This window comes from Xanthomonas theicola (assembly GCF_014236795.1).
In the GTDB taxonomy this organism is placed as follows: Bacteria; Pseudomonadota; Gammaproteobacteria; order Xanthomonadales; family Xanthomonadaceae; genus Xanthomonas_A; species Xanthomonas_A theicola.
This window is the reverse complement of record NZ_CP049017.1, coordinates 1,945,593-1,964,663: the sequence shown is the minus strand read 5'-3', so window position 1 is coordinate 1,964,663 and position 19,071 is coordinate 1,945,593. Positions and strand designations below refer to the sequence as shown.

The following is a 19,071-nucleotide window of genomic DNA, read 5'->3' as shown; positions in this document are numbered from 1 at the left end:
GCACCGCCTCGCGTCAGCCCAGCGCCGCTTCCAGTTCCGGCAGCAGGGTGAACAGGTCGCCGACCAGGCCGATGTCGGCGATCTCGAAGATCGGCGACTCCGGATCCTTGTTGATCGCCACGATGGTGCCGGCGTCCTTGATCCCGGTCAGGTGCTGGATCGCGCCGGAGATGCCGATGGCCACGTACAGGTCCGGGGCGATGATCTTGCCGGTCTGCCCCACCTGCAGCTCGTTGGGCACGTAGCCGGCGTCCACCGCCGCGCGCGAGGCGCCCACGGCCGCGCCGAGCTTGTCGGCCAGGCTGTAGATGTGCCTGAAGTTCTCCGCCGAACCCACGCCGCGGCCGCCGGAGACCACGCGCTTGGCGCTCTGCAGGTCGGGACGGTCGGAGCTGCCCGCGGCCAGCCCGACGAAGCGGGTGTGGGTGGGCAGCGTCGCAGCGACCTCGACCGATTCGATCGCGGCGTTGCCGCCGTTGCCCGCTTCCGGCCACGACGCGCTGCGCACGGTGGCGACCACGGTCTGGTCGGCGGGCGCCTGCACGCTGATGATCGCGTTGCCGGCGTAGATCGGGCGCTTGAACGCGTAGTCGCCATCGACCGCCATCAGGTCGGAGATCTGGTTGACCCCGAGCAGCGCGGCGACCACCGGCATCAGGTCCTTGCCGAAGGTGGTGGAGGGGCCGAACACGTGGCTGTAGCCCTGCGCCAGCTGCGCGATCTGCGGTCCCAGCACCTGCGCGATGGCGTGTGCGTTGGCCGGGTCGGCGACACCGAGCACGCGGCTCACGCCGGCGATCTGCGCGGCCTGCGCGGCGACGGCGGCCGGGTCGGCGGCCAGCACCACGATGTCGATGGCCTCCGGCGACAGCGCCTGCGCGGCGCTGACGGTCTTGGCGGTAGCCGCGTTGAGCTGGCCGTTCAGGTGTTCGGCGACGACGAGGATCTTGCTCATTACACCAACCCCTTGCTCTTGAGTGCGGCCACCAGTTCGGCGGCGTCCTTGACCATCACCCCACGGCTGCGCTTGGGCGGCGGGGCGTAATGGGTGGTGACGAGGCTGTCGTTGGACTCCACGTCCAGGTCGGCGAACGCCAGGGTCTGCAATGGCTTGCTCTTGGCCTTCATGATGTCGGGCAGCTTGATGAAGCGCGGTTCGTTCAGGCGCAGGTCGGTGGTGACCACGGCCGGCAAGTCCACTTCCAGCGTCTCCAGCCCGGCATCGACTTCGCGGGTCACGGTGGCCTTGCCGTCGGCGACCACCAGCTTGCCGGCGAAGGTCGCCTGCGGGCGGCCCCACAGCGTGGCCAGCATCTGCCCAGTCTGGTTGGCGTCGTCGTCGATCGCCTGCTTGCCCAGGATCACCAGGTCCGGCTGTTCCTGCGCGACCAGCTTGAGCAGGGCGCGCGCGGCGGTCAGCGGCTGGATCGCGGCCTCGGCGACCACGTGGATGGCGCGGTTGGCGCCCATCGCCAGGCCGTTGCGCAGGTGCGCGGCGGCATCGGCGGGGGCCAGGCTGACCACCACCACCTCGCTGGCGATGCCGGCGTCTCGCAGGCGCAGCGCTTCTTCCAGGGCGATTTCGTCGAACGGATTGGGGGAAAGCTTGACGCCCTCGGTCACGACGCCGGAGCCGTCCGGCTTGACCTGGATGCGGACGTTGTAGTCCACCACGCGCTTGTAGGCGACGAGGATTTTCATCTTGTACGAGATCCTTCAGCAGTGCGGGAAGGCCCGGCCGCGGCGGCTGGCGCGGGGCAGTCGGTGGATTCTAACCGCCGGCGATGGACCATGCGATGGCGTATGGTGGCCATCGGGCGTCGCTCGCCAGCCTGAACACGCGGCGGCGGACGGAGGCGACCAGCCCCGGCAAAGCGTATATCCTGCGCGGTTTGAGCAGCGCAGCGCCTCGCAGCGCCCGATCAGGAGATGTCACAGTGGCTACTTGGCTTGTAACCGGCGGCGCCGGGTTCATCGGCGGCAATTTCGTGCTGGAAGCGGTGTCGCGCGGCGTCCGCGTGATCAACCTGGACGCGTTGACCTACGCCGGCAACCTGAACACGCTGGCGTCGCTGGAAGGCAATCCCGACCACGTGTTCGTGCAGGGCGATATCGGCGACCGCGACCTGATCGCCCAGCTGCTGCGCGCGCATCGGCCCGACGCCGTGCTCAATTTCGCCGCCGAGAGCCATGTCGATCGCTCGATCGACGGCCCGGCCGCCTTCGTGCAGACCAACGTGGTCGGCACCCTGGGCCTGCTGGAAGCGGTGCGCGACCACTGGAAGGCGCTGCCGGAAGGCCCGCGGGCGGCGTTCCGCTTCCTGCACGTGTCCACCGACGAGGTCTACGGCGCCCTGGGCGAGGACGGCAAGTTCTCCGAAACCACGCCGTACGCGCCCAACTCGCCGTACTCGGCGACCAAGGCCGCCTCCGACCATCTGGTGCGCGCGTTCCACCACACCTACGGCCTGCCGGTGCTGACCACCAACTGCTCCAACAACTACGGCCCGTACCATTTCCCGGAAAAGCTCATTCCGCTGGTGATCGCCAAGGCCCTGGCCGGCGAGCCGCTGCCGGTCTATGGCGACGGCAAGCAGGTGCGCGACTGGCTGTTCGTCGGCGACCACTGCGAGGCCATCCGCACCGTGCTCGCCAAGGGCGGGGTGGGCGAGACCTACAACGTCGGCGGCAATGCTGAGAAGCAGAACATCGAGGTGGTGCAGACGATCTGCGCGTTGCTCGATGCGCGCCGCCCGCGCGCGGACGGCAAGCCCCGCGCCAGCCAGATCACCCATGTCGCCGACCGCCCCGGCCACGACCGTCGCTACGCCATCGACGCCTCCAAGCTGAAGAACGCGTTGGGCTGGGAGCCGACGTACAGCTTCGAGCAGGGCATCGCCGCCACGGTGGACTGGTACCTGGCCAACCAGGCCTGGGTGCAGGGCGTGCTCGACGGCAGCTATCGCCTGGAACGCATCGGCACGGCGGCATAACGCGAGCCCCTGGCCAGAGGCCGTAGATCAGAGTCCGCGGATCCATGCGCGGGCATCCAAAGGAAGCACTTCATGACACAACGCAAGGGCATCATCCTGGCCGGTGGCTCCGGCACCCGGCTGTATCCGATCACCCAGGGCGTCAGCAAGCAGCTGCTGCCGGTGTACGACAAGCCGATGATCTACTACCCGCTCAGCGTGCTGATGCTGGCCGGCATCCGTGAGGTGCTGATCATCAACACCCCGCACGAGCAGGCTTTGTTCCGCGCGCTGCTGGGCGATGGCTCGCAGTGGGGCATGCGCCTGGAATACGCGGTGCAGCCGAGTCCGGACGGTCTGGCGCAGGCCTACCTGATCGGCCGCGAGTTCATCGACGGCAAGCCGAGCTGCCTGGTGCTGGGCGACAACATCTTTCATGGCCACGGCCTGACCGAGACCTTGCGCCGCGCCGACGCGCGACAGCAGGGCGCCACGGTGTTCGGCTACTGGGTCAACGATCCGGAACGCTACGGCGTGGCCGAGTTCGACCAGACCGGCAAGGTCATCGACATCGCCGAAAAGCCGGCCCAGCCGCGTTCCAACTATGCGGTCACCGGCCTGTACTTCTACGACGGCCAGGCCAGCGACCACGCGGCCGCATTGACGCCTTCGCCGCGCGGCGAACTGGAGATCACCGATCTCAACCGCCTTTACCTGGAGGCGGGCGACCTGCACCTGGAACCGCTGGGCCGCGGCTATGCCTGGCTGGACACCGGCACCCACCAGTCGCTGCATGAGGCCTCCAACTTCATCGAGACCATCCAGTCGCGGCAGGGGCTGCAGGTGTGCTGCCCGGAGGAGATCGCGTTCGGCCAGGGTTGGATCGATGCCGCACAGCTGGAGAAACTCGCCGCGCCGCTGTTGAAGAACGATTACGGCAAATATCTGCATGAACTGGCTGTCCGAGGAATCGTCCCGTGAAAGTCATTGAAACCAATCTGCCCGGCTGCGTGGCGATCGAGCCGGCGGTGTTCGGCGACGAACGCGGCGTGTTCTTCGAGACCTGGAACGCCGAGCGTTTCGGCGCCCACGGCCTGCCGACGAAATTCGTGCAGAGCAACGTGTCCACCTCGGTCAAGGGCGTGCTGCGCGGGCTGCATTACCAGTGGCCGCGGCCGCAGGGCAAGCTGGTCAGCGTGCTGGAAGGGGAGGTCTACGACGTGGCGGTGGACATCCGTCGCGGCTCGCCGCACTTCGGGCGCTGGGCGGCGGTGGTGCTGAGCGCGGAAAACAAGAGGCAGTTCTGGATCCCGGAGGGCTTCGCGCATGGTTTTGCGGTGCTGTCCGAGCGTGCGGTGTTCAGCTATCTGTGCACCGACGTGTACGTGAAGGAAGCCGACGCGGGCGTGCGTTGGGACGACGCGGCGATCGGCGTGGACTGGCCGATCAGCCAGCCGCTGCTGTCGGGCAAGGACGCGGTCGCACCGTTCCTGGCCGACATCGCCGAGGAGCGCCTGCCGCTGTACGTGCCATGAGGCTGCTGGTCTTCGGCGGCAACGGCCAGGTCGGCCACGAACTGCTGCGCGCGCTGCAGCCGCTGGGCGAGGTGGTCGCGACCACCCGCAGCGGTACGCTGGCCGACGGCAGCGCCTGCGAGCGGGCCGACTTCGACCAGCCGCAGGCATTGACGGCGCTGCTGGACCGGCTGCGTCCGGACCGGGTGGTCAACGCGGCCGCCTACACCGCGGTCGACCGCGCCGAGCAGGAGCGCGAGGCGGCATTCCGCGCCAATGCCCAGGCGCCGGGCGTGATCGCGCAGTGGTGCGCCGCGCACGCGGTGCCGCTGGTGCACTACTCGACCGACTACGTGTTCGACGGGCAGGGCACGGCGCCCTACGCGGTGGACGCGCCGACCTCGCCGCTGGGCGTGTACGGGCACAGCAAGCTGGCCGGCGAACAGGCGATCGCCGCCGCGGGCGGGCAGTTCCTGATCTTCCGCACCGCCTGGGTCTACGCCTCGCACGGCGGCAACTTCCTGCGCACGATGCTGCGCGTCGGCGCGCAGCGCGACGAGCTCAAGGTGGTGGCCGACCAGGTCGGCACGCCGACGCCGGCCGCGCTGATCGCCGACGTGACCGCGCAGGTGCTGGGCAGCGGCACCGCCGCGCGCGGCATCTGGCACCTGACCGCAGCGGGGCAGGCCAGCTGGCATGCGTTCGCCGAGGCCATCTTCGCCCAGGCCGCCGGCCTCGGGCTGATCGAGCGGGCGCCGCGCGTGCTGCCGATCCCGAGCGCCGAGTACGCGACGCCCGCCCGGCGCCCGGCCTATTCGCGGCTGGATACGTCCACGCTCCAACGCGACTTCGGCGTCGTCCTGCCGGAGTGGCGCGAGGGCCTGCGCCGCGTGCTCGGCGAACTCGCCGGCTGACCTGGATGCTGGCGTTGCATCTGTCGACCGCGACCAAGACCAACATGGCCGCGCTGGAGTCGATGCGCCATCCGGGTGTCAGCGACAAGACCGCCTGGCGGATGAAGCACAGCATTTGGCCGGTTTCGTGCAGAGCGACGATGCCTATCTCGGCGGCGAGCGTAACGGTGGCAAGCCCGGACGCGGATCGGAGAACGGACAGCCGTTCCTGATTGCGGTACAGACCAATGCACGTTCATTGCGCCCTGTGCCGGGTCTCAACGATCAAGTGCAACACGTGATTTGAACAGCAGGATTTCCTGAGCTGGCGTTGCCCCGTCGACGGTCTTGCGCGGCCGTCTGTTCATCGGCCTGGCCACGCGATTGAGATCGTCCTGGCTGGCTTGGGGCACATCCAGGCCCTTGGGAAGAAATTGGCGTAACAGGCCGTTGGTGTTCCCGTTGCTGCCGCGCCGCCATGGCGCATGAGTCATGCCCCGCCACGCCTGCGGCTGCGTGCCGTGCCGCCGCCGGTCGCGCCGCCCTCGACCAGCGCCTGCATGTGCTTGCGCGCCGCATTGCGAGGCGAAGCCGAAGCGAAGCGCGCGGCGATCTCGGCCAGACTCGGTGCAGTCGTGGACGTAGGCGAGGATGGCGGCGCGCTGCGGGTTGAGGCTGCGCATGGCGTACATTCGCATACTGTCGACACGGTGTTGGCGGCGGGCATGCCTGGTCCGGCCCGACCGACGCCGACCTGCTCGCTGCCGCAGGCATGGCAACGCGGCGATCCGGCGGCGGCATGTGCTTTCGACACTGCGCCGGATTCGGGATCGATTCCGCCGGAGAAGAGTAGGGGCGGGCCTGCATGTGTGTGTTGCGCGCATGCGAAGGCGCCACGTGCAGTGCGGTGCCTGCCGCGCAAGCCGCCGCGCTCAGGCCGCTACCGAACCGTCGGGCATGGTCCCGGCATAGCGAGCGCGCGGGCGGATCAGCTTGCCCAGTGCCTGTTGCTCCAGCGCATGCGCCAGCCAGCCGGACAACCGGGCGGCGGCGAACAGCACCAGCGCATGCGTGGCGGGCAGGTCGTGGATGAAGCAGATCGCCGCGAGCATGCCGTCGATGTTGGGCGGCTGCCCGCTGCATTCCCTGGCCGCGGCGATCACGGCCTCCACATGCCGCATCCGAGCGCTGCCGCGGCCACGTTCGCGCAGCAGGCGCAGCACCTCGGCCGCGCGCGGGTCGCCGTCCGGGTACAGCGCGTGGTGGAAGCCGGGCAGGTCGTCGCCGCGCTGCCAGCGTTCGCCGATGCAGGCGGCCGGGCTGGCGGCGTCCTGGGCGTCGCGCAACAGCGCGTGGGCGCGGGCGGTGGCGCCGCCATGGCGTGGGCCGGACAGCGCGGCCAGGCCGGCGCTGACGGTGGCGTGCAGCGGCGCGCCGGTGGAGGCGACCACGCGCGCGGCGAACGCCGAGACGTTGAGTTCGTGGTCGGCGCACAGCACCAGGGCGGCGCGCACCAGCTCGGCGACGTCGGCATCGCCCGGGCGCCAGCGGTCGGCGATCAGGCGATGCACCGGCCGGGTGTCCGGCTGGGTGCCGACCAGCAGGGCGGCGTTCTGCCGCAGCAGGGTGGCGGCGATCTCGCGGCGCACGTGCGGCGCGGCGTTGAGCGGCTGGCGCAGTTGCAGGGCCAGTAGCGGGATGCAGGCCATGGCGCGCTCCAGCGGCGGCAGCGTGGCGTCGCCGGCCAGCGGCGCCACGCGCGGCGGCCAGGGCGCTGCCGTGGCGGCGGCGAACGGATTCTCGTCCTGGCAGTCCCACAGCAGCCGCGCGATGTCCTCCAGGCCGGCGCCCTCGCGCACGGCGGCCACCGCCGAGCGCCCGCGGTAATAGGGGCCGTCGGGCCGGATCAGCGCGATGCGCGTCTCCAGCACCGGCAGGCCGCGGTCCAGGCTTTGCGCGGCGCCGCGCGCGGCACCGCGGCCGACGCGCTTGCGCTGGGCCAGCTGCTCCACCTCCGCGCGCAGGTAGGCGCGGCTGCGGTGGTCGGCGCCGGCGCGCGAGCCGAGCAGGCCGCGGCTCACGTAGGCATACAGCGTGGCGCTGCTGATGCCGAGCAGGGCGCAGGCCTCGGCGGCGGAGATCAGGTTGCGGTCGGCTGCGTCAGGCATGGAAGGGACAATAGGTTGATTCATTGAATCAAGATTGATTGCAATGGCCGATGGTGCCAGATTGGCCGCCATTGCGGAACGCCCCTGCGGGCTGCCGCCCTTCGCCAGGAGCCGCTCATGTCCCTCGTTTCCGCCGGTGCCCGTTTCCGCGCCGCGCTGGCCGCCGAATCGCCGCTGCAGGTGATCGGCGCGATCAACGCCAACCATGCGCTGCTGGCGCAACGCGCCGGCTACCGGGCGCTCTACCTGTCCGGCGGCGGCGTCGCCGCCGGTTCGCTGGGGTTGCCGGACCTGGGCATCAACACCCTGGACGACGTGCTGATCGACGTGCGCCGCATCACCGACGTGTGCGACCTGCCGCTGCTGGTGGACATCGACACCGGCTTCGGCCCGAGCGCGTTCAACATCGAGCGCAGCATCAAGTCGCTGATCAAGGCCGGCGCGGCCGCCTGCCATATCGAGGACCAGGTCGGGGCCAAGCGCTGCGGTCACCGGCCCGGCAAGGAGATCGTGAGCCAGGCTGAGATGGTCGATCGGGTCAAGGCGGCGGCCGATGCCAGGACCGATGCCGACTTCTTCCTGATCGCGCGCACCGACGCGATCCAGGTGGACGGCGTGGATGCGGCGATCGCGCGCGCCATCGCCTGCGTGGACGCCGGCGCCGACGGCATCTTCGCCGAGGCCGCCTACGACCTGGACACCTACCGCCGCTTCGTCGATGCGGTGCAGGTGCCGGTGCTGGCCAACATCACCGAATTCGGCAAGACCCCGCTGTTCACCCGCGACGAACTGGCCCGGGCCGGCGTGGCGATCCAGCTGTTCCCGCTGTCGGCGTTCCGCGCCGCCAACAAGGCCGCCGAGGCGGTGTACACGGCGATCCGCCGCGACGGTCACCAGCAGAACGTGGTGGACACGATGCAGACGCGCGAGGAGCTGTACGAGCGCATCGGCTACCATGCCTTCGAGCAGCGCCTGGACGCCTTGTTCGCCGGCAAGGGCGCATGATCCACGCCGGTTCCCTTGCCCGAGCGCGTCCATGAACACCCATGCCGACACCACCTCGCCGCGCGGCCGCATCGACCGCCGCCAGACCGCGCGGCACCTGCTGCAGACCGATCTGGAGAAGCTGCCCGATGCCGAGCGGCAGGTGGTGGAGCGCTTCATCGCCAAGCGCCATGTGGCGCGCGACATCGTCAAGCAGGCCGACCGCGACCGCTCGCTGGGCGAACGTATCGCCGACCGGGTGGCCGAGATCGGCGGCAGCTGGAGCTTCATCATCGGCTTCGGCCTGGTGCTGCTGGCGTGGATCGCGCTCAACAGCCTGGTGCTGGCGCACGCCTTCGATCCGTATCCCTACATCCTGCTCAACCTGTGCCTGTCGTGCCTGGCCGCCATCCAGGCGCCGGTGATCATGATGAGCCAGAACCGCCAGGCCGCGGTGGACCGCCTGCGCGCGCAGAACGACTACGAGGTCAACATCAAGTCCGAACTGGAGATCCTGCAGGTACACGAGAAGCTCAACCGGCTGCGCGAGCAGGACTGGATGACGCTGGTCGAGCTGCAGAACCGCCAGATCGCCATGCTGCAGCAATTGCTCGAGCGCACCGGCGGACTGCCGCCGGAACTGCCGCCGGACCCGCCGGCGCATTGACCATTTGCGCACATACGACCGCGAACACCGGGGAGATCCGCCGATGAACGACCGCACCGCCCCACACCCCGCCACGCCCTTCAAGCCGAAGAAATCGGTGGCCCTGTCCGGCACCGCCGCCGGCAACACCGCGCTGTGCACGGTGGGCCGCAGCGGCAACGACCTGCACTACCGCGGCTACGACATCCTGGACCTGGCGCGCAGCAGCCAGTTTGAGGAGATCGCCTACCTGCTGGTGCACGGCAAGCTGCCCAGCAACAGCGAGCTGCGCGGCTACAAGGCCAAGCTGCGCTCGCTGCGCGGGGTGCCGGCCGCGGTCAAGGCGGCGCTGGAACAGCTGCCGCCGTCGGCGCACCCGATGGACGTGATGCGTACCGGCGTGTCGGTGCTGGGCTGCGTGCAGCCGGAGAAGGACGACCACAACCATCCCGGCGCGCGCGACATCGCCGACAAGCTGATGGCCTCGCTGGGTTCGATGCTGCTGTACTGGTACCACTACAGCCACAACGGCCGGCGCATCGAGGGGGAGACCGACGACGATTCGATCGGCGGGCATTTCCTGCACCTGCTGCACGGCTTCAAACCGCATGAGGAATGGGTGCAGGCGATGCACACCAGCCTGATCCTGTACGCCGAGCACGAGTTCAACGCCTCCACCTTCGCCTGCCGGGTCATCGCCGGCACCGGCAGCGACATGTACAGCGCCATCGCCGGCGGCATCGGCGCGCTGCGCGGGCCCAAGCACGGCGGCGCCAACGAGGTCGCGTTTGAGGTGCAGAAGCGCTACGACACGCCCGACGAGGCCGAAGCCGACATCCGCGCGCGGGTCGAGCGCAAGGACGTGATCATCGGTTTCGGCCACCCGGTGTACACGGTCAGCGATCCGCGCAACCAGGTGATCAAGGACGTGGCGCGCGAGCTGTCCGACGCGCAGGGCAGCCGCAAGATGTACGACATCGCCGAGCGCCTGGAGGCGGTGATGTGGGAGATCAAGAAGATGTTCCCGAACCTGGACTGGTTCAGCGCGGTCAGCTACCACATGATGGGCGTGCCGACGGCGATGTTCACCCCGCTGTTCGTGATCGCGCGCACCGCCGGCTGGAGCGCGCACATCATCGAGCAGCGCATCGACGGCAAGATCATCCGCCCCAGCGCGCACTACACCGGGCCGGAAGACCAGGCGTTTGTGCCGATCGACCAGCGGAGCTGACGTTTCGGGACTCGGGACTCGGGACTCGGGACTCGAAAAGCATACCGCCGACGAAGCAGGCTGAGCGCATCCGCTGCGCTGGAGATGCTTGGCGCCGCTTTTCCGAGTCCCAGCCCCCAGTCCCGAATCCTGCCAAGCATCCCCGTCCGCTCTATTTCCCCACTTCGTAGCCAGCCATGAACAGCCACTACCGCACCGTCCTGCCAGGCACGTCGCTGGATTACTTCGACGCGCGCGCCGCGGTCGATGTCATCCGGCCCGGCGCCTATGCCACGCTGCCGTACACCTCGCGCGTGTTCGCCGAGAACCTGGTGCGGCGCTGCGATCCGGCGGCCTTGAACGCCTCGCTGACCCAGTTGATCGAACGTCGCCGCGACCTGGATTTCCCGTGGTTCCCGGCGCGCGTGGTGTGCCACGACATCCTCGGCCAGACCGCGCTGGTGGACCTGGCCGGGTTGCGCGATGCGATCGCCGACATGGGCGGCGATCCGGCCAAGGTCAATCCGGTGGTGCCGGTGCAGCTGATCGTCGACCACTCGCTGGCGGTGGAGTGCGGCGGCGCCGATCCGCAGGCGTTCGCGAAGAACCGCGCCATCGAGGATCGCCGCAACGAAGACCGTTTCCACTTCATCGACTGGACCAGGCAGGCGTTCCAGAACGTGGACGTGATCCCGCCGGGCAACGGCATCATGCACCAGATCAACCTGGAGAAGATGTCGCCGGTGGTCTACGTGCAGGACGGCGTCGCCTTCCCGGATACCTGCGTGGGCACCGACAGCCACACCCCGCACGTGGATGCGCTGGGCGTGATCGCCATCGGCGTCGGCGGGCTGGAAGCGGAGAACGTGATGCTCGGCCGCGCCTCGTGGATGCGCCTGCCGGACATCGTCGGCGTGGAGCTGACCGGCAGGCCGCAGCCGGGCATCACCGCCACCGACGTGGTGTTGGCGCTGACCGAGTTCCTGCGCGCGCAGAAGGTGGTCGGCGCCTATCTCGAATTTTTCGGCAGCGGCGCCGCCGCGCTGACCATCGGCGACCGCGCCACCATCTCCAACATGTGCCCGGAGTACGGCGCCACCGCGGCGATGTTCTACATCGACCGGCAGACCATCGACTACCTGCGCCTGACCGGGCGCCAGGACGCGCAGGTCGCGTTGGTGGAGCACTACGCCCGCACCGCCGGGCTGTGGGCCGATGCGCTGGCGAGCGCGCACTACGAGCGCGTACTGCGCTTCGACCTGTCCACCGTGGTGCGCAACATGGCCGGCCCGAGCAATCCGCACCGGCGGGTGGCGACCGCCGAACTGGCCGAGCACGGCATCGCCGATGCGTCCAAGCTCGATGCCGGCAAGGCCGAGCAGGCGCAGGGCCTGCTGCCCGACGGCGCGGTGATCATCGCCGCCATCACCAGCTGCACCAATACCTCCAATCCGCGCAACGTCATCGCCGCCGGCCTGCTGGCGCGCAACGCCAATGCGCGCGGGCTGCAACGCAAGCGGTGGGTCAAGACCTCGCTGGCGCCCGGCTCCAAGGCGGTGCAGCTGTACCTGGAAGAAGCCGGCCTGCTGACGGACCTTGAGAAACTGGGGTTCGGCATCGTCGCCTTCGCCTGCACCACCTGCAACGGCATGAGCGGCGCGCTGGACCCGGCGATCCAGCAGGAGATCATCGACCGCGACCTGTACGCCACCGCCGTGCTGTCGGGCAACCGCAACTTCGACGGCCGCATCCACCCCTATGCCAAGCAGGCCTTCCTGGCCTCGCCGCCGCTGGTGATCGCCTACGCCATCGCCGGTACCGTGCGCTTCGACATCGAGCAGGACGTGCTGGGCGTGGACGCCGCCGGCAACGCCGTGCGCCTGAAGGACATCTGGCCCAGCGACGCCGAGATCGACGCGGTGGTGAAGGCGGCGGTGAAGCCGGAGCAGTTCCGCCGCGTCTACAACCCGATGTTCAACGTGCGCGTGGCGCACGGCGCCCCGGTCAGCCCGTTGTACGACTGGCGCGAGCGCAGCACCTACATTCGCCGCCCGCCATACTGGGAAGGCGCATTGGCCGGCGCACGCACGCTGCGCGGCATGCGCGCGCTGGCCGTGCTCGGCGACAACATCACCACCGACCACCTGTCGCCGTCCAACGCGATCCTGGCCGACAGCGCGGCCGGCGAATACCTGATCCGGATGGGCGTGCCCGAAGAGGACTTCAATTCCTACGCCACCCACCGCGGCGACCACCTCACCGCGCAGCGCGCCACCTTCGCCAATCCGCAGCTGCTCAACGAGATGGCCGTGGTCGATGGCCAGGTCCAGCGCGGTTCGCTGACCCGGCTGGAGCCGGAAGGGCAGGTGCTGCGCATGTGGGAGGCGATCGAGACCTACATGGCGCGCAGGCAGCCGCTGCTGATCGTCGCCGGCGCCGACTACGGGCAGGGCTCCTCGCGCGACTGGGCGGCCAAGGGCGTGCGCCTGGCCGGGGTCCAGGCGATCGTGGCCGAGGGCTTCGAGCGCATCCACCGCACCAACCTGGTCGGCATGGGCGTGCTGCCGCTGGAATTCCTGCCCGGCACCACGCGCAAGACGTTGGGCATCGACGGCAGCGAGACCTTCGACGTGCTCGGCGCGCGCACGCCCGGCGCCACGCTGACCCTGGCCATTACCCGCAACGACGGCGCGCGCGTGGAGGTGCCGGTGACCTGCCGCCTGGACACCGCCGAGGAACTGGCGATCTACGAAGCCGGCGGCGTGCTGCAGCGCTTCGCGCAGGATTTCCTGGACATGTCGAAAATCGCCTGACCCGTTCGTCGGTGTCATCAGGCGCGTGCCATCCTGTGCGCGCCTTCACCGATGAGGACACCATCATGAGCAAGGGCAACACCGGTACCGTCCGCCTGCGCCGCGTCCTGCGCGCGCGGCCGAGCGCATCTACCGCGCGTTCCTGGAACCGGCGGCGCTGGCCAAATGGCTGCCGCCGCACGGCCACATCGCCACCGTGCATGCCTTGGATGCGCGCGTGGGCGGCAGCTTCAGGATCTCCTTCAGGAGTCGCTGACCCTGCTGACCCTGCTGGCGCTGCTGGTCGAGGCCGAGATCCCGGCCAACCCCTGAGCAGTTCCCTTCATCCGCGTCGACCGGAAACTCCCATGTCCTAGTTCCCCAGCTCCGCATTCCCGCCACCTACATGCGCGGCGGCACGTCCAAGGGCGTGTTCTTCCGCCTGCAGGATCTGCCGGCCGCCGCGCAGTTGCCCGGCGCGGCGCGCGATGCGCTGCTGCTGCGGGTGATCGGCAGTCCCGATCCCTACGCCAAGCAGATCGACGGCATGGGCGGGGCGACGTCCAGCACCAGGGCATCGCCGAGGCGGGCAAGATCGACCGCGTGCAGATGGCGGGCGAGAAGGTGTGGGTGTCCGGCACGACGCCCGGCTTGCGCGCCGCCACGGACGTGTCGCAGCAGGCGGCGCCGATGCACGACACGGTGCAGCAGGCGCAGGCGCTGGATCAGCAGCGCGAGCGGCAGGTGGCATGGAGGCGCAGCAGCGGATGCAGGAAGGTCCGGGGGGGCAGGGACGCGCAGCAGGCAGAGATCTGGCGCATGGCCGAGTGCGAGATCGCTGCGGAACCCTCTCCCGCGCACGGGAGAGGGCGGTGCCCTTACGTGGCGATCACCAGCGGTAGTTGATCCGCGCGTACACGTAGGCGCCGTTGAAGCCGTACGGCGAGTAGTTGCTGTACGGCAGCATGCCGTAGGTGGAATTGATCAGATTGGCGGTCTTGTCCGGGTACTGGTCGAGCAGGTTGTCCGCGCCCAGGCTCAGGATCCAGTTGTCGCTGGGCTTGAAGCTGGCCGAGGCGTCCACCACCCAGCTCGCGTCGTAGGTCTGGTCGCGGGCGGCGCTGGCCGAGTTGCGGACGGTGAAATCGCCGTAGCGCGTGGCGGCCAGGTTGAAGTCCCAGTGCTGCAGCTTCCAGCTGCCGCTGAGGATGAGCTTGTCCTTGGGGAAGCTGTCCTCCAGGCGGCCGATCTCGTCGCGGCCCAGGGTGGTCTGGGTCGAGCCGATGTCCACCAGCGCCTGCGGCTGTTCGACCGCGTGGGTGATCTCGGTCTTGCTGTAGCCGTAGCTGGCGGTGAGGTCCAGCGAACTGGCCGCGAAGGGGATCGTGTAGGTGCCGACCAGGTCCACGCCGCGGGTGCGGGTGTCGGCCGCGTTGCTGAAGTAGCGTACGCTGGTGACGTTGGAATAGCCCAGGCCGCGCAGCTGCGCCAGCACCGCGGCGTCGTTGAGGTTGGAGGACAGCAGGATGCGGTCGTCGATCTTGATCTGGTAGGCGTCCAGGGTCACGTACAGGCGCTCGACCGGCTGCAGCACCAGCCCCAGGCTGTAGGACAGCGAGGTCTCCGCCTTCAGTGGCGCGGCGCCCAGCGCCTGGGCCACGGCGCTGCCCACCGGGAAGGTGCCTGATTCGAAGAAGCTGCCGTTGATGTAGTTGCTGGTCACCGCCTGGTACTGCTGCTGCGCCAGCGACGGGGCGCGGAAACCGCTGGCCACGGTGCCGCGCAGCGCCACCTTGTCGGTGAAGGCGTAGCGCGCCGACAGCTTGCCCGAGCGCTTGCTGCCGAAGTCCGAGTAGTCCTCGTAGCGGCCGGTGAGGCCGGCGGAGAACGTGTCGGTGAAGTCGGCTTCCAGGCCGGCGTAGACGGCGTGGTTGTGGCGGTCCGAATGCACCGCGTTGGCCGGCGAGAAGCCGGCGAAGCCCTGCGCGCCGCCGGTGGCGCCGGTGTAGGAGGCCAGCTCGCCCGGCGACTGGTTCCACTTCTCCTGGCGGTACTCGGCGCCGAAGGACAGCGTCACCGGGTACGCCAGGCCCCATTCCAGCGGCTGGGTGAAGTCGGCGTTGACGATGTTCTGGGTGTACTCGAGCGCGCCGTCGTGGAAGCTGCTCGGGCTGTCGGTGCCCAGGCTGTAGTTGATGCTGTTGCGGGTGTTGAAGTCGATCTTGTTGTAGCCGTAGTTGTAGCTCACGTCCCAGCCGAAGCCGCCCTCGGTGGCGCCCTTGAGCCCGGCCACCAGCGAGCGGTCCTTGGAGTACTGGTCGATCTCCGGCACGTAGCCGTCGGGGTAGGTCTGCACCAGCAGCGCGCTCTGCCCGTTGTGGTTGCGGGAGCGGTAGAACGCGAACGAGGTGATGTCGCGATTGCTGGCGATGGCGGTGGCGTAGCCGGTGACGCGGTCGCCGAAGCGGAACTCGCCGTTGGCCGAGACCGCGGTCGCGTCGACCTGGGGATCGCCGTAGACGAAGGTGGTCTGGCCGATGCCCGGATAGTTGCCGGTGTTCGGTGCGGTGCCCTGGTAGGGGCCGGCGCGGTTGGTCTCGTCCTGCTGGCTGATCTGGCCGGCCACGTGCAGGCTGCCGCGGCCGTCGCCGAAGCCGACCCCGGCCTCGCCGGAGAGCTGCGACTTGGCGCCGTCGCCGGCCGAAGACTGGCCGTGATCGATCGCCAGGCTGCCGCCCTGGCTGGCGCCCTGGAGCACGATGTTGATCACCCCGGCGATGGCGTCGGAGCCGTACTGCGCCGAGGCGCCGTCGCGCAGCACTTCCACGCGTTCGATCGCCGCGATCGGGATCGCGTTGATGTCCACCGCCGAGGCGCCGCGGCCGATGCTGCCGTTGACGTTGATCTGCGCGGAGGTGTGGCGGCGCTTGCCGTTGACCAGCACCAGCACCTGGTCGGGCGACAGTCCGCGCAGCTGCGCCGGGCGGATGCCGCTGGTGCCGTCGGTCAGCGCCGGGCGCGGGAAGTTCAGCGAAGGCAACACGCGCGACAGCGCGGTGGCCAGTTCCGAGGTGCCGGTGGACTGCAGCGCTTCGGTGCTGATGATGTCGATCGGCGACGGCGACTCGGCCACGGTGCGATCGCTGACCCGGGTGCCGGTGACGATCACCGTGTCCAGGGTGCTGGGGGTGTCGGCGGCGGCCTGGGCCAGGACGGGAGGGGCAGCGAGGGCGGCGAGCACGGCGCTCGCCAGAAGCGACAACGGACGGTTCATGCAAACTCCAACAGGTGCCGGAACGACAGGCGGGGCGGCCGATGGCGCATGGGGCCAGGCGGGGTGCCCTGAGGGCGCCTTATTATTTTTTTTAACATGAGCGCGGTGTCGCAGGATGCTGCGGCATGTTCTTATGCTTTTCCGTTCTGATGAGTTGCCATCGCTGCCGGTCCGAGGTGGCCGTGGCCGCCTTCGCGAGCCCCGGCCCCGGCGCGGATCAGCGGCTCAGAAGCGGTAGTTCACCCGCCCGTACCAGTAGCGGCCGTTGAAGCCGAACGGGGACAGCGAGGAGTATTGCAGGCCATTGGGGCGGTCTTCGTAGATGTTGCTGGGGGCCGAGCGGGTCGGATACTGGTTGGTGACGTTGTCCGCGCCGACGCTGACAGTGAGGTCGCGCCAGGTGTAGCTGGTGGACAGGTTCAGCAGCCAGCGCGCGGCGAAGGCCTGGTCCTGGCTGCCGTCGGCGGCGTCGCCGCGCCGGGTGATCGCGCCATAGCGGGTGGCGTCGCCGTGCAGGGTCCAGTCGGCCAGGGTCCAGTCGCCGCTGAGCACGTACTTGGTGCGCGGCGTGGCGTCGGTGAGCAGACCCTGGCTGGCGCGGCGGAAGTTGGGGTCGGAGATTTCCCGGATCTCGGTCTTGTTGTAGTTGGCGCCCAGGCTCAGGTCGAGCGTGCCGGCCTGATCGAGATCGAGCAGGTAGTTGTTCACCCAGTCGATGCCGCGGGTGCGGGTGGTGGCGCCGTTGACGAAGAACTGCGCCGCGCCGACCTGGCCGATCGGTTCGGCCAGCGATAGCTGGTCCGAGTACAGGATCTGGTTCCAGATCCGGATCTGGTACAGGTCCAGGGTGGAACTGAAATCCGCGCCGGCCTGCCAGACCGCGCCCACGCTGTAGTTGCTGGATTTCTCCGGCGCCAGCGGCTTGGCGCCGAGGGCGATGGCCACCGGGTCGGAGGTGCGGTAGGTGCCGATCTGGGTCAGCGCGCCGTTCTGCAGCAGGGTCACCACCGAGGCGTAGTTCTGCTGCGCCAGCGAGGGCGCTCGGAAGCCGTTGGAGACGGTGCCGCGCACGGCGAAGGCGTCGTTGACCTGGTAGCGCGTGGACAGTTTGCCGGAACGGGTCGTGCCGGCGTCGCTGTAGTCCTCATAGCGTGCGGCCACCCCGCCGGAGAGGCGCTCGGTGAGGTCGGTTTCCAGGTCGGCGTAGACTGCCTTGCTGTGCCGCTTGAAGTCGCCGGCCACTGCGGGCGACAGTCCCGGGAACACCTGCGAGCCGCCTGGATATGGGCTGCTGGTGTCCGGATTGATCGTGGTCGGATCGAAGAAATACGAATCCGGCGAGCCGGCGGTGACGGCGTACTTGTCCTGGCGGTATTCGGCCCCGAAGGCGAGATCGACCGGATAGGCCAGGCCCCAGTCGAAGGACTTGCTGACATCCGCATTGAGCGCCCCCTGCCGGTTGCGGAAGCCGCCGGCGTTGAAGCGCGTGGGCGAGGCGCCGGTGGTCCGGTACAGATTGGTATTGATGGTGTCGATCAGGTTGAAGGTCACCTGGTTCTCGCCGTAGTCGGCGGAGAGATCCCAGTGCCATCCGCCGTCGGTAGCGCCTTTGACGCCGAGCACCGCAGCGCGGTCGTTGGACGGGGTGTAGATCTGCGGCAGGAAGCCGTTGGGATAGACCGCCTGCACGTTGCGGTCGCTGTTGTCCCAGGCCCGGTAGTAGCCGTTGGACACCACCTCGCGGCGGCTGAGGTTGGCGTAGCCGTACAGTTCGACCTGTGCGGTCAGCGCGTAGCCGAAGTTGAGCAGGCCCTGGTAGGTCGTGACCGCCGGGTCGCCGTAGCGCTGGTAGGGAATGCCGCCGGGATTGGCGGCGCCGGCGCGCGTGGTGGCCTTGTCGGTGTTCTCGGCGCGGTTGGTGTTCATCGCGTTCTGGTAGTTCCAGGACAGCCGTACCCAGCCGGGCGCCTGACCGTCGCCGGGCGCGCCGAAGGCCAGCCCGTAGGAGCCGTCCAGCCCGTTCTGCGCGCCATCGCCCTTGTCCATGATGCCGCCGTTGACCGAGACGCTGTCGTGGCCGGCGCCGTGCTTGAGCACGATGTTGATCACTCCGGCGATCGCGTCCGAGCCGTACTGCGCGGAGGCGCCGTCGCGCAGCACCTCGATGCGTGCGATTGCCGAGATCGGGATCGAGTTCAGGTCCGCCGGCGCCGAGCCGCGGCCGACCGACGGGTTGTAGTTGACCAGCGCGGTGGTGTGGTAGCGTTTGCCGTCGAGCAGTACCAGCACCGCGTCCGGCGACAGGCCGCGCAGGGTCGCCGGACGCAGCGCGTCGTTGCCGTCGTTGATGGCCGGGCGCGGAAAGTTCAGCGACGGCAGCAGCCTGCCCAGGGCGCTGCCCAGATCGCTGGCGCCGGTGGCCTGCAGCGACTCGGGGCGGATGATGTCGATCGGCGACTGCGATTCGGCCACCGTGCGGTCGGCGGTGCGGGTGCCGGTGACGATGACGTTGTCCAGGGTCTTCGGCGCTTGGTCCTGGGCCTGCTGGGCGGCGCCGGTGGCGGGGGCGAGGGCGATCAGGAGGGCGCTGCTCAGGGGAAGGGGGCGTTGCATCATTG

At 69.2% G+C, this 19,071-nt stretch carries 14 protein-coding genes and 4 pseudogenes; 12 read left to right on the top strand and 6 right to left on the bottom strand.

The annotated features are described in order from the left end of the window. Positions 1-13: 13 nt before the first annotated feature. Positions 14-955: an electron transfer flavoprotein subunit alpha/FixB family protein gene (locus G4Q83_RS09030; RefSeq protein ID WP_128418650.1), complete on the bottom strand. Its 942-nt coding sequence runs from the start codon at positions 953-955 to the stop codon at positions 14-16. Beyond that, a complete protein-coding gene (locus tag G4Q83_RS09025; RefSeq protein ID WP_128418651.1) occupies positions 955-1,701 on the bottom strand; it encodes an electron transfer flavoprotein subunit beta/FixA family protein in 747 nt (248 codons plus the stop codon). Before G4Q83_RS09025 ends, G4Q83_RS09030 begins: the two co-directional genes overlap by 1 nt. A 236-nt stretch (positions 1,702-1,937) precedes the next feature. On the opposite strand from G4Q83_RS09025, the gene rfbB reads away from it, so the two are divergent. From rfbB to G4Q83_RS09000, 5 genes and pseudogenes are all read left to right on the top strand, one after another. After that, on the top strand, positions 1,938-2,993 hold the full coding sequence (gene rfbB, locus G4Q83_RS09020; protein WP_128418652.1) for a dTDP-glucose 4,6-dehydratase: 1,056 nt from the start codon (positions 1,938-1,940) through the stop codon (positions 2,991-2,993). A 72-nt stretch (positions 2,994-3,065) separates the two neighbouring features. Continuing rightward, entirely contained in the window at positions 3,066-3,953 is an 888-nt protein-coding gene (rfbA, locus tag G4Q83_RS09015) for a glucose-1-phosphate thymidylyltransferase RfbA (protein ID WP_128418653.1), read from the top strand. Continuing rightward, complete coding sequence (rfbC, locus tag G4Q83_RS09010) at positions 3,950-4,507, top strand: dTDP-4-dehydrorhamnose 3,5-epimerase (RefSeq protein ID WP_128418654.1); 558 nt, start codon at positions 3,950-3,952, stop codon at positions 4,505-4,507. The genes rfbA and rfbC overlap by 4 nt, the downstream gene beginning before the upstream one ends. Continuing rightward, positions 4,504-5,400 carry a dTDP-4-dehydrorhamnose reductase gene (gene rfbD / locus G4Q83_RS09005; RefSeq protein ID WP_128418655.1) on the top strand — a complete coding sequence of 299 codons (897 nt, stop codon included), beginning with the start codon at positions 4,504-4,506 and terminating at the stop codon, positions 5,398-5,400. Before rfbC ends, rfbD begins: the two co-directional genes overlap by 4 nt. Next, positions 5,400-5,629: pseudogene (locus tag G4Q83_RS09000) on the top strand (transposase); the annotation flags it as partial. The gene rfbD and the pseudogene G4Q83_RS09000, both read left to right, overlap by 1 nt. Positions 5,630-5,657: 28 nt before the next feature. Here G4Q83_RS09000 and G4Q83_RS08995 read toward each other — a convergent pair. Both G4Q83_RS08995 and G4Q83_RS08985 read right to left on the bottom strand, forming a co-directional pair. Next, a pseudogene (locus G4Q83_RS08995) lies at positions 5,658-5,861 on the bottom strand (IS30 family transposase); the annotation flags it as partial. Positions 5,862-6,311: 450 nt separating this feature from the next. After that, positions 6,312-7,547, bottom strand: a complete 1,236-nt coding sequence (locus G4Q83_RS08985; protein WP_128418657.1) for a citrate synthase family protein — start codon at positions 7,545-7,547, stop codon at positions 6,312-6,314. Positions 7,548-7,664: 117 nt separating this feature from the next. Between G4Q83_RS08985 and prpB the strand changes: the two genes are divergently transcribed. The 7 genes and pseudogenes from prpB to G4Q83_RS23240 all read left to right on the top strand — a co-directional run bounded on the left by prpB (position 7,665) and on the right by G4Q83_RS23240 (position 14,085). After that, positions 7,665-8,552 (top strand): methylisocitrate lyase, encoded by an 888-nt coding sequence (gene prpB, locus G4Q83_RS08980; RefSeq protein WP_128418658.1) that lies wholly within the window; start codon positions 7,665-7,667, stop codon positions 8,550-8,552. Positions 8,553-8,583: 31 nt separating this feature from the next. Beyond that, positions 8,584-9,198 carry a DUF1003 domain-containing protein gene (locus G4Q83_RS08975; protein ID WP_128418659.1) on the top strand — a complete coding sequence of 205 codons (615 nt, stop codon included), beginning with the start codon at positions 8,584-8,586 and terminating at the stop codon, positions 9,196-9,198. A gap of 43 nt (positions 9,199-9,241) precedes the next feature. Continuing rightward, on the top strand, positions 9,242-10,408 hold the full coding sequence (gene prpC, locus G4Q83_RS08970) for a bifunctional 2-methylcitrate synthase/citrate synthase (protein WP_128418660.1): 1,167 nt from the start codon (positions 9,242-9,244) through the stop codon (positions 10,406-10,408). A 176-nt stretch (positions 10,409-10,584) separates the two neighbouring features. Further along, on the top strand, positions 10,585-13,200 hold the full coding sequence (acnD, locus tag G4Q83_RS08965) for a Fe/S-dependent 2-methylisocitrate dehydratase AcnD (protein ID WP_128418661.1): 2,616 nt from the start codon (positions 10,585-10,587) through the stop codon (positions 13,198-13,200). A gap of 65 nt (positions 13,201-13,265) precedes the next feature. Continuing rightward, a pseudogene (locus tag G4Q83_RS08960) lies at positions 13,266-13,444 on the top strand (SRPBCC domain-containing protein); the annotation flags it as partial. Between the two features lie 141 nt (positions 13,445-13,585). Beyond that, positions 13,586-13,780, top strand: a pseudogene (locus G4Q83_RS08955) (PrpF domain-containing protein); the annotation flags it as partial. 2 nt (positions 13,781-13,782) lie between these two features. After that, positions 13,783-14,085, top strand: coding sequence for a hypothetical protein (locus tag G4Q83_RS23240; RefSeq protein ID WP_246432329.1), 303 nt, complete (start codon positions 13,783-13,785; stop codon positions 14,083-14,085). Here the strand turns inward: G4Q83_RS23240 and G4Q83_RS08945 are convergent. Continuing rightward, positions 14,069-16,453: a TonB-dependent receptor plug domain-containing protein gene (locus tag G4Q83_RS08945; protein ID WP_128418678.1), complete on the bottom strand. Its 2,385-nt coding sequence runs from the start codon at positions 16,451-16,453 to the stop codon at positions 14,069-14,071. The genes G4Q83_RS23240 and G4Q83_RS08945 overlap by 17 nt on opposite strands. Positions 16,454-16,678: 225 nt before the next feature. Next, a complete protein-coding gene (locus G4Q83_RS08940; RefSeq protein ID WP_128418679.1) occupies positions 16,679-19,069 on the bottom strand; it encodes a TonB-dependent receptor plug domain-containing protein in 2,391 nt (796 codons plus the stop codon). Between the last annotated feature and the right edge of the window lie 2 nt (positions 19,070-19,071).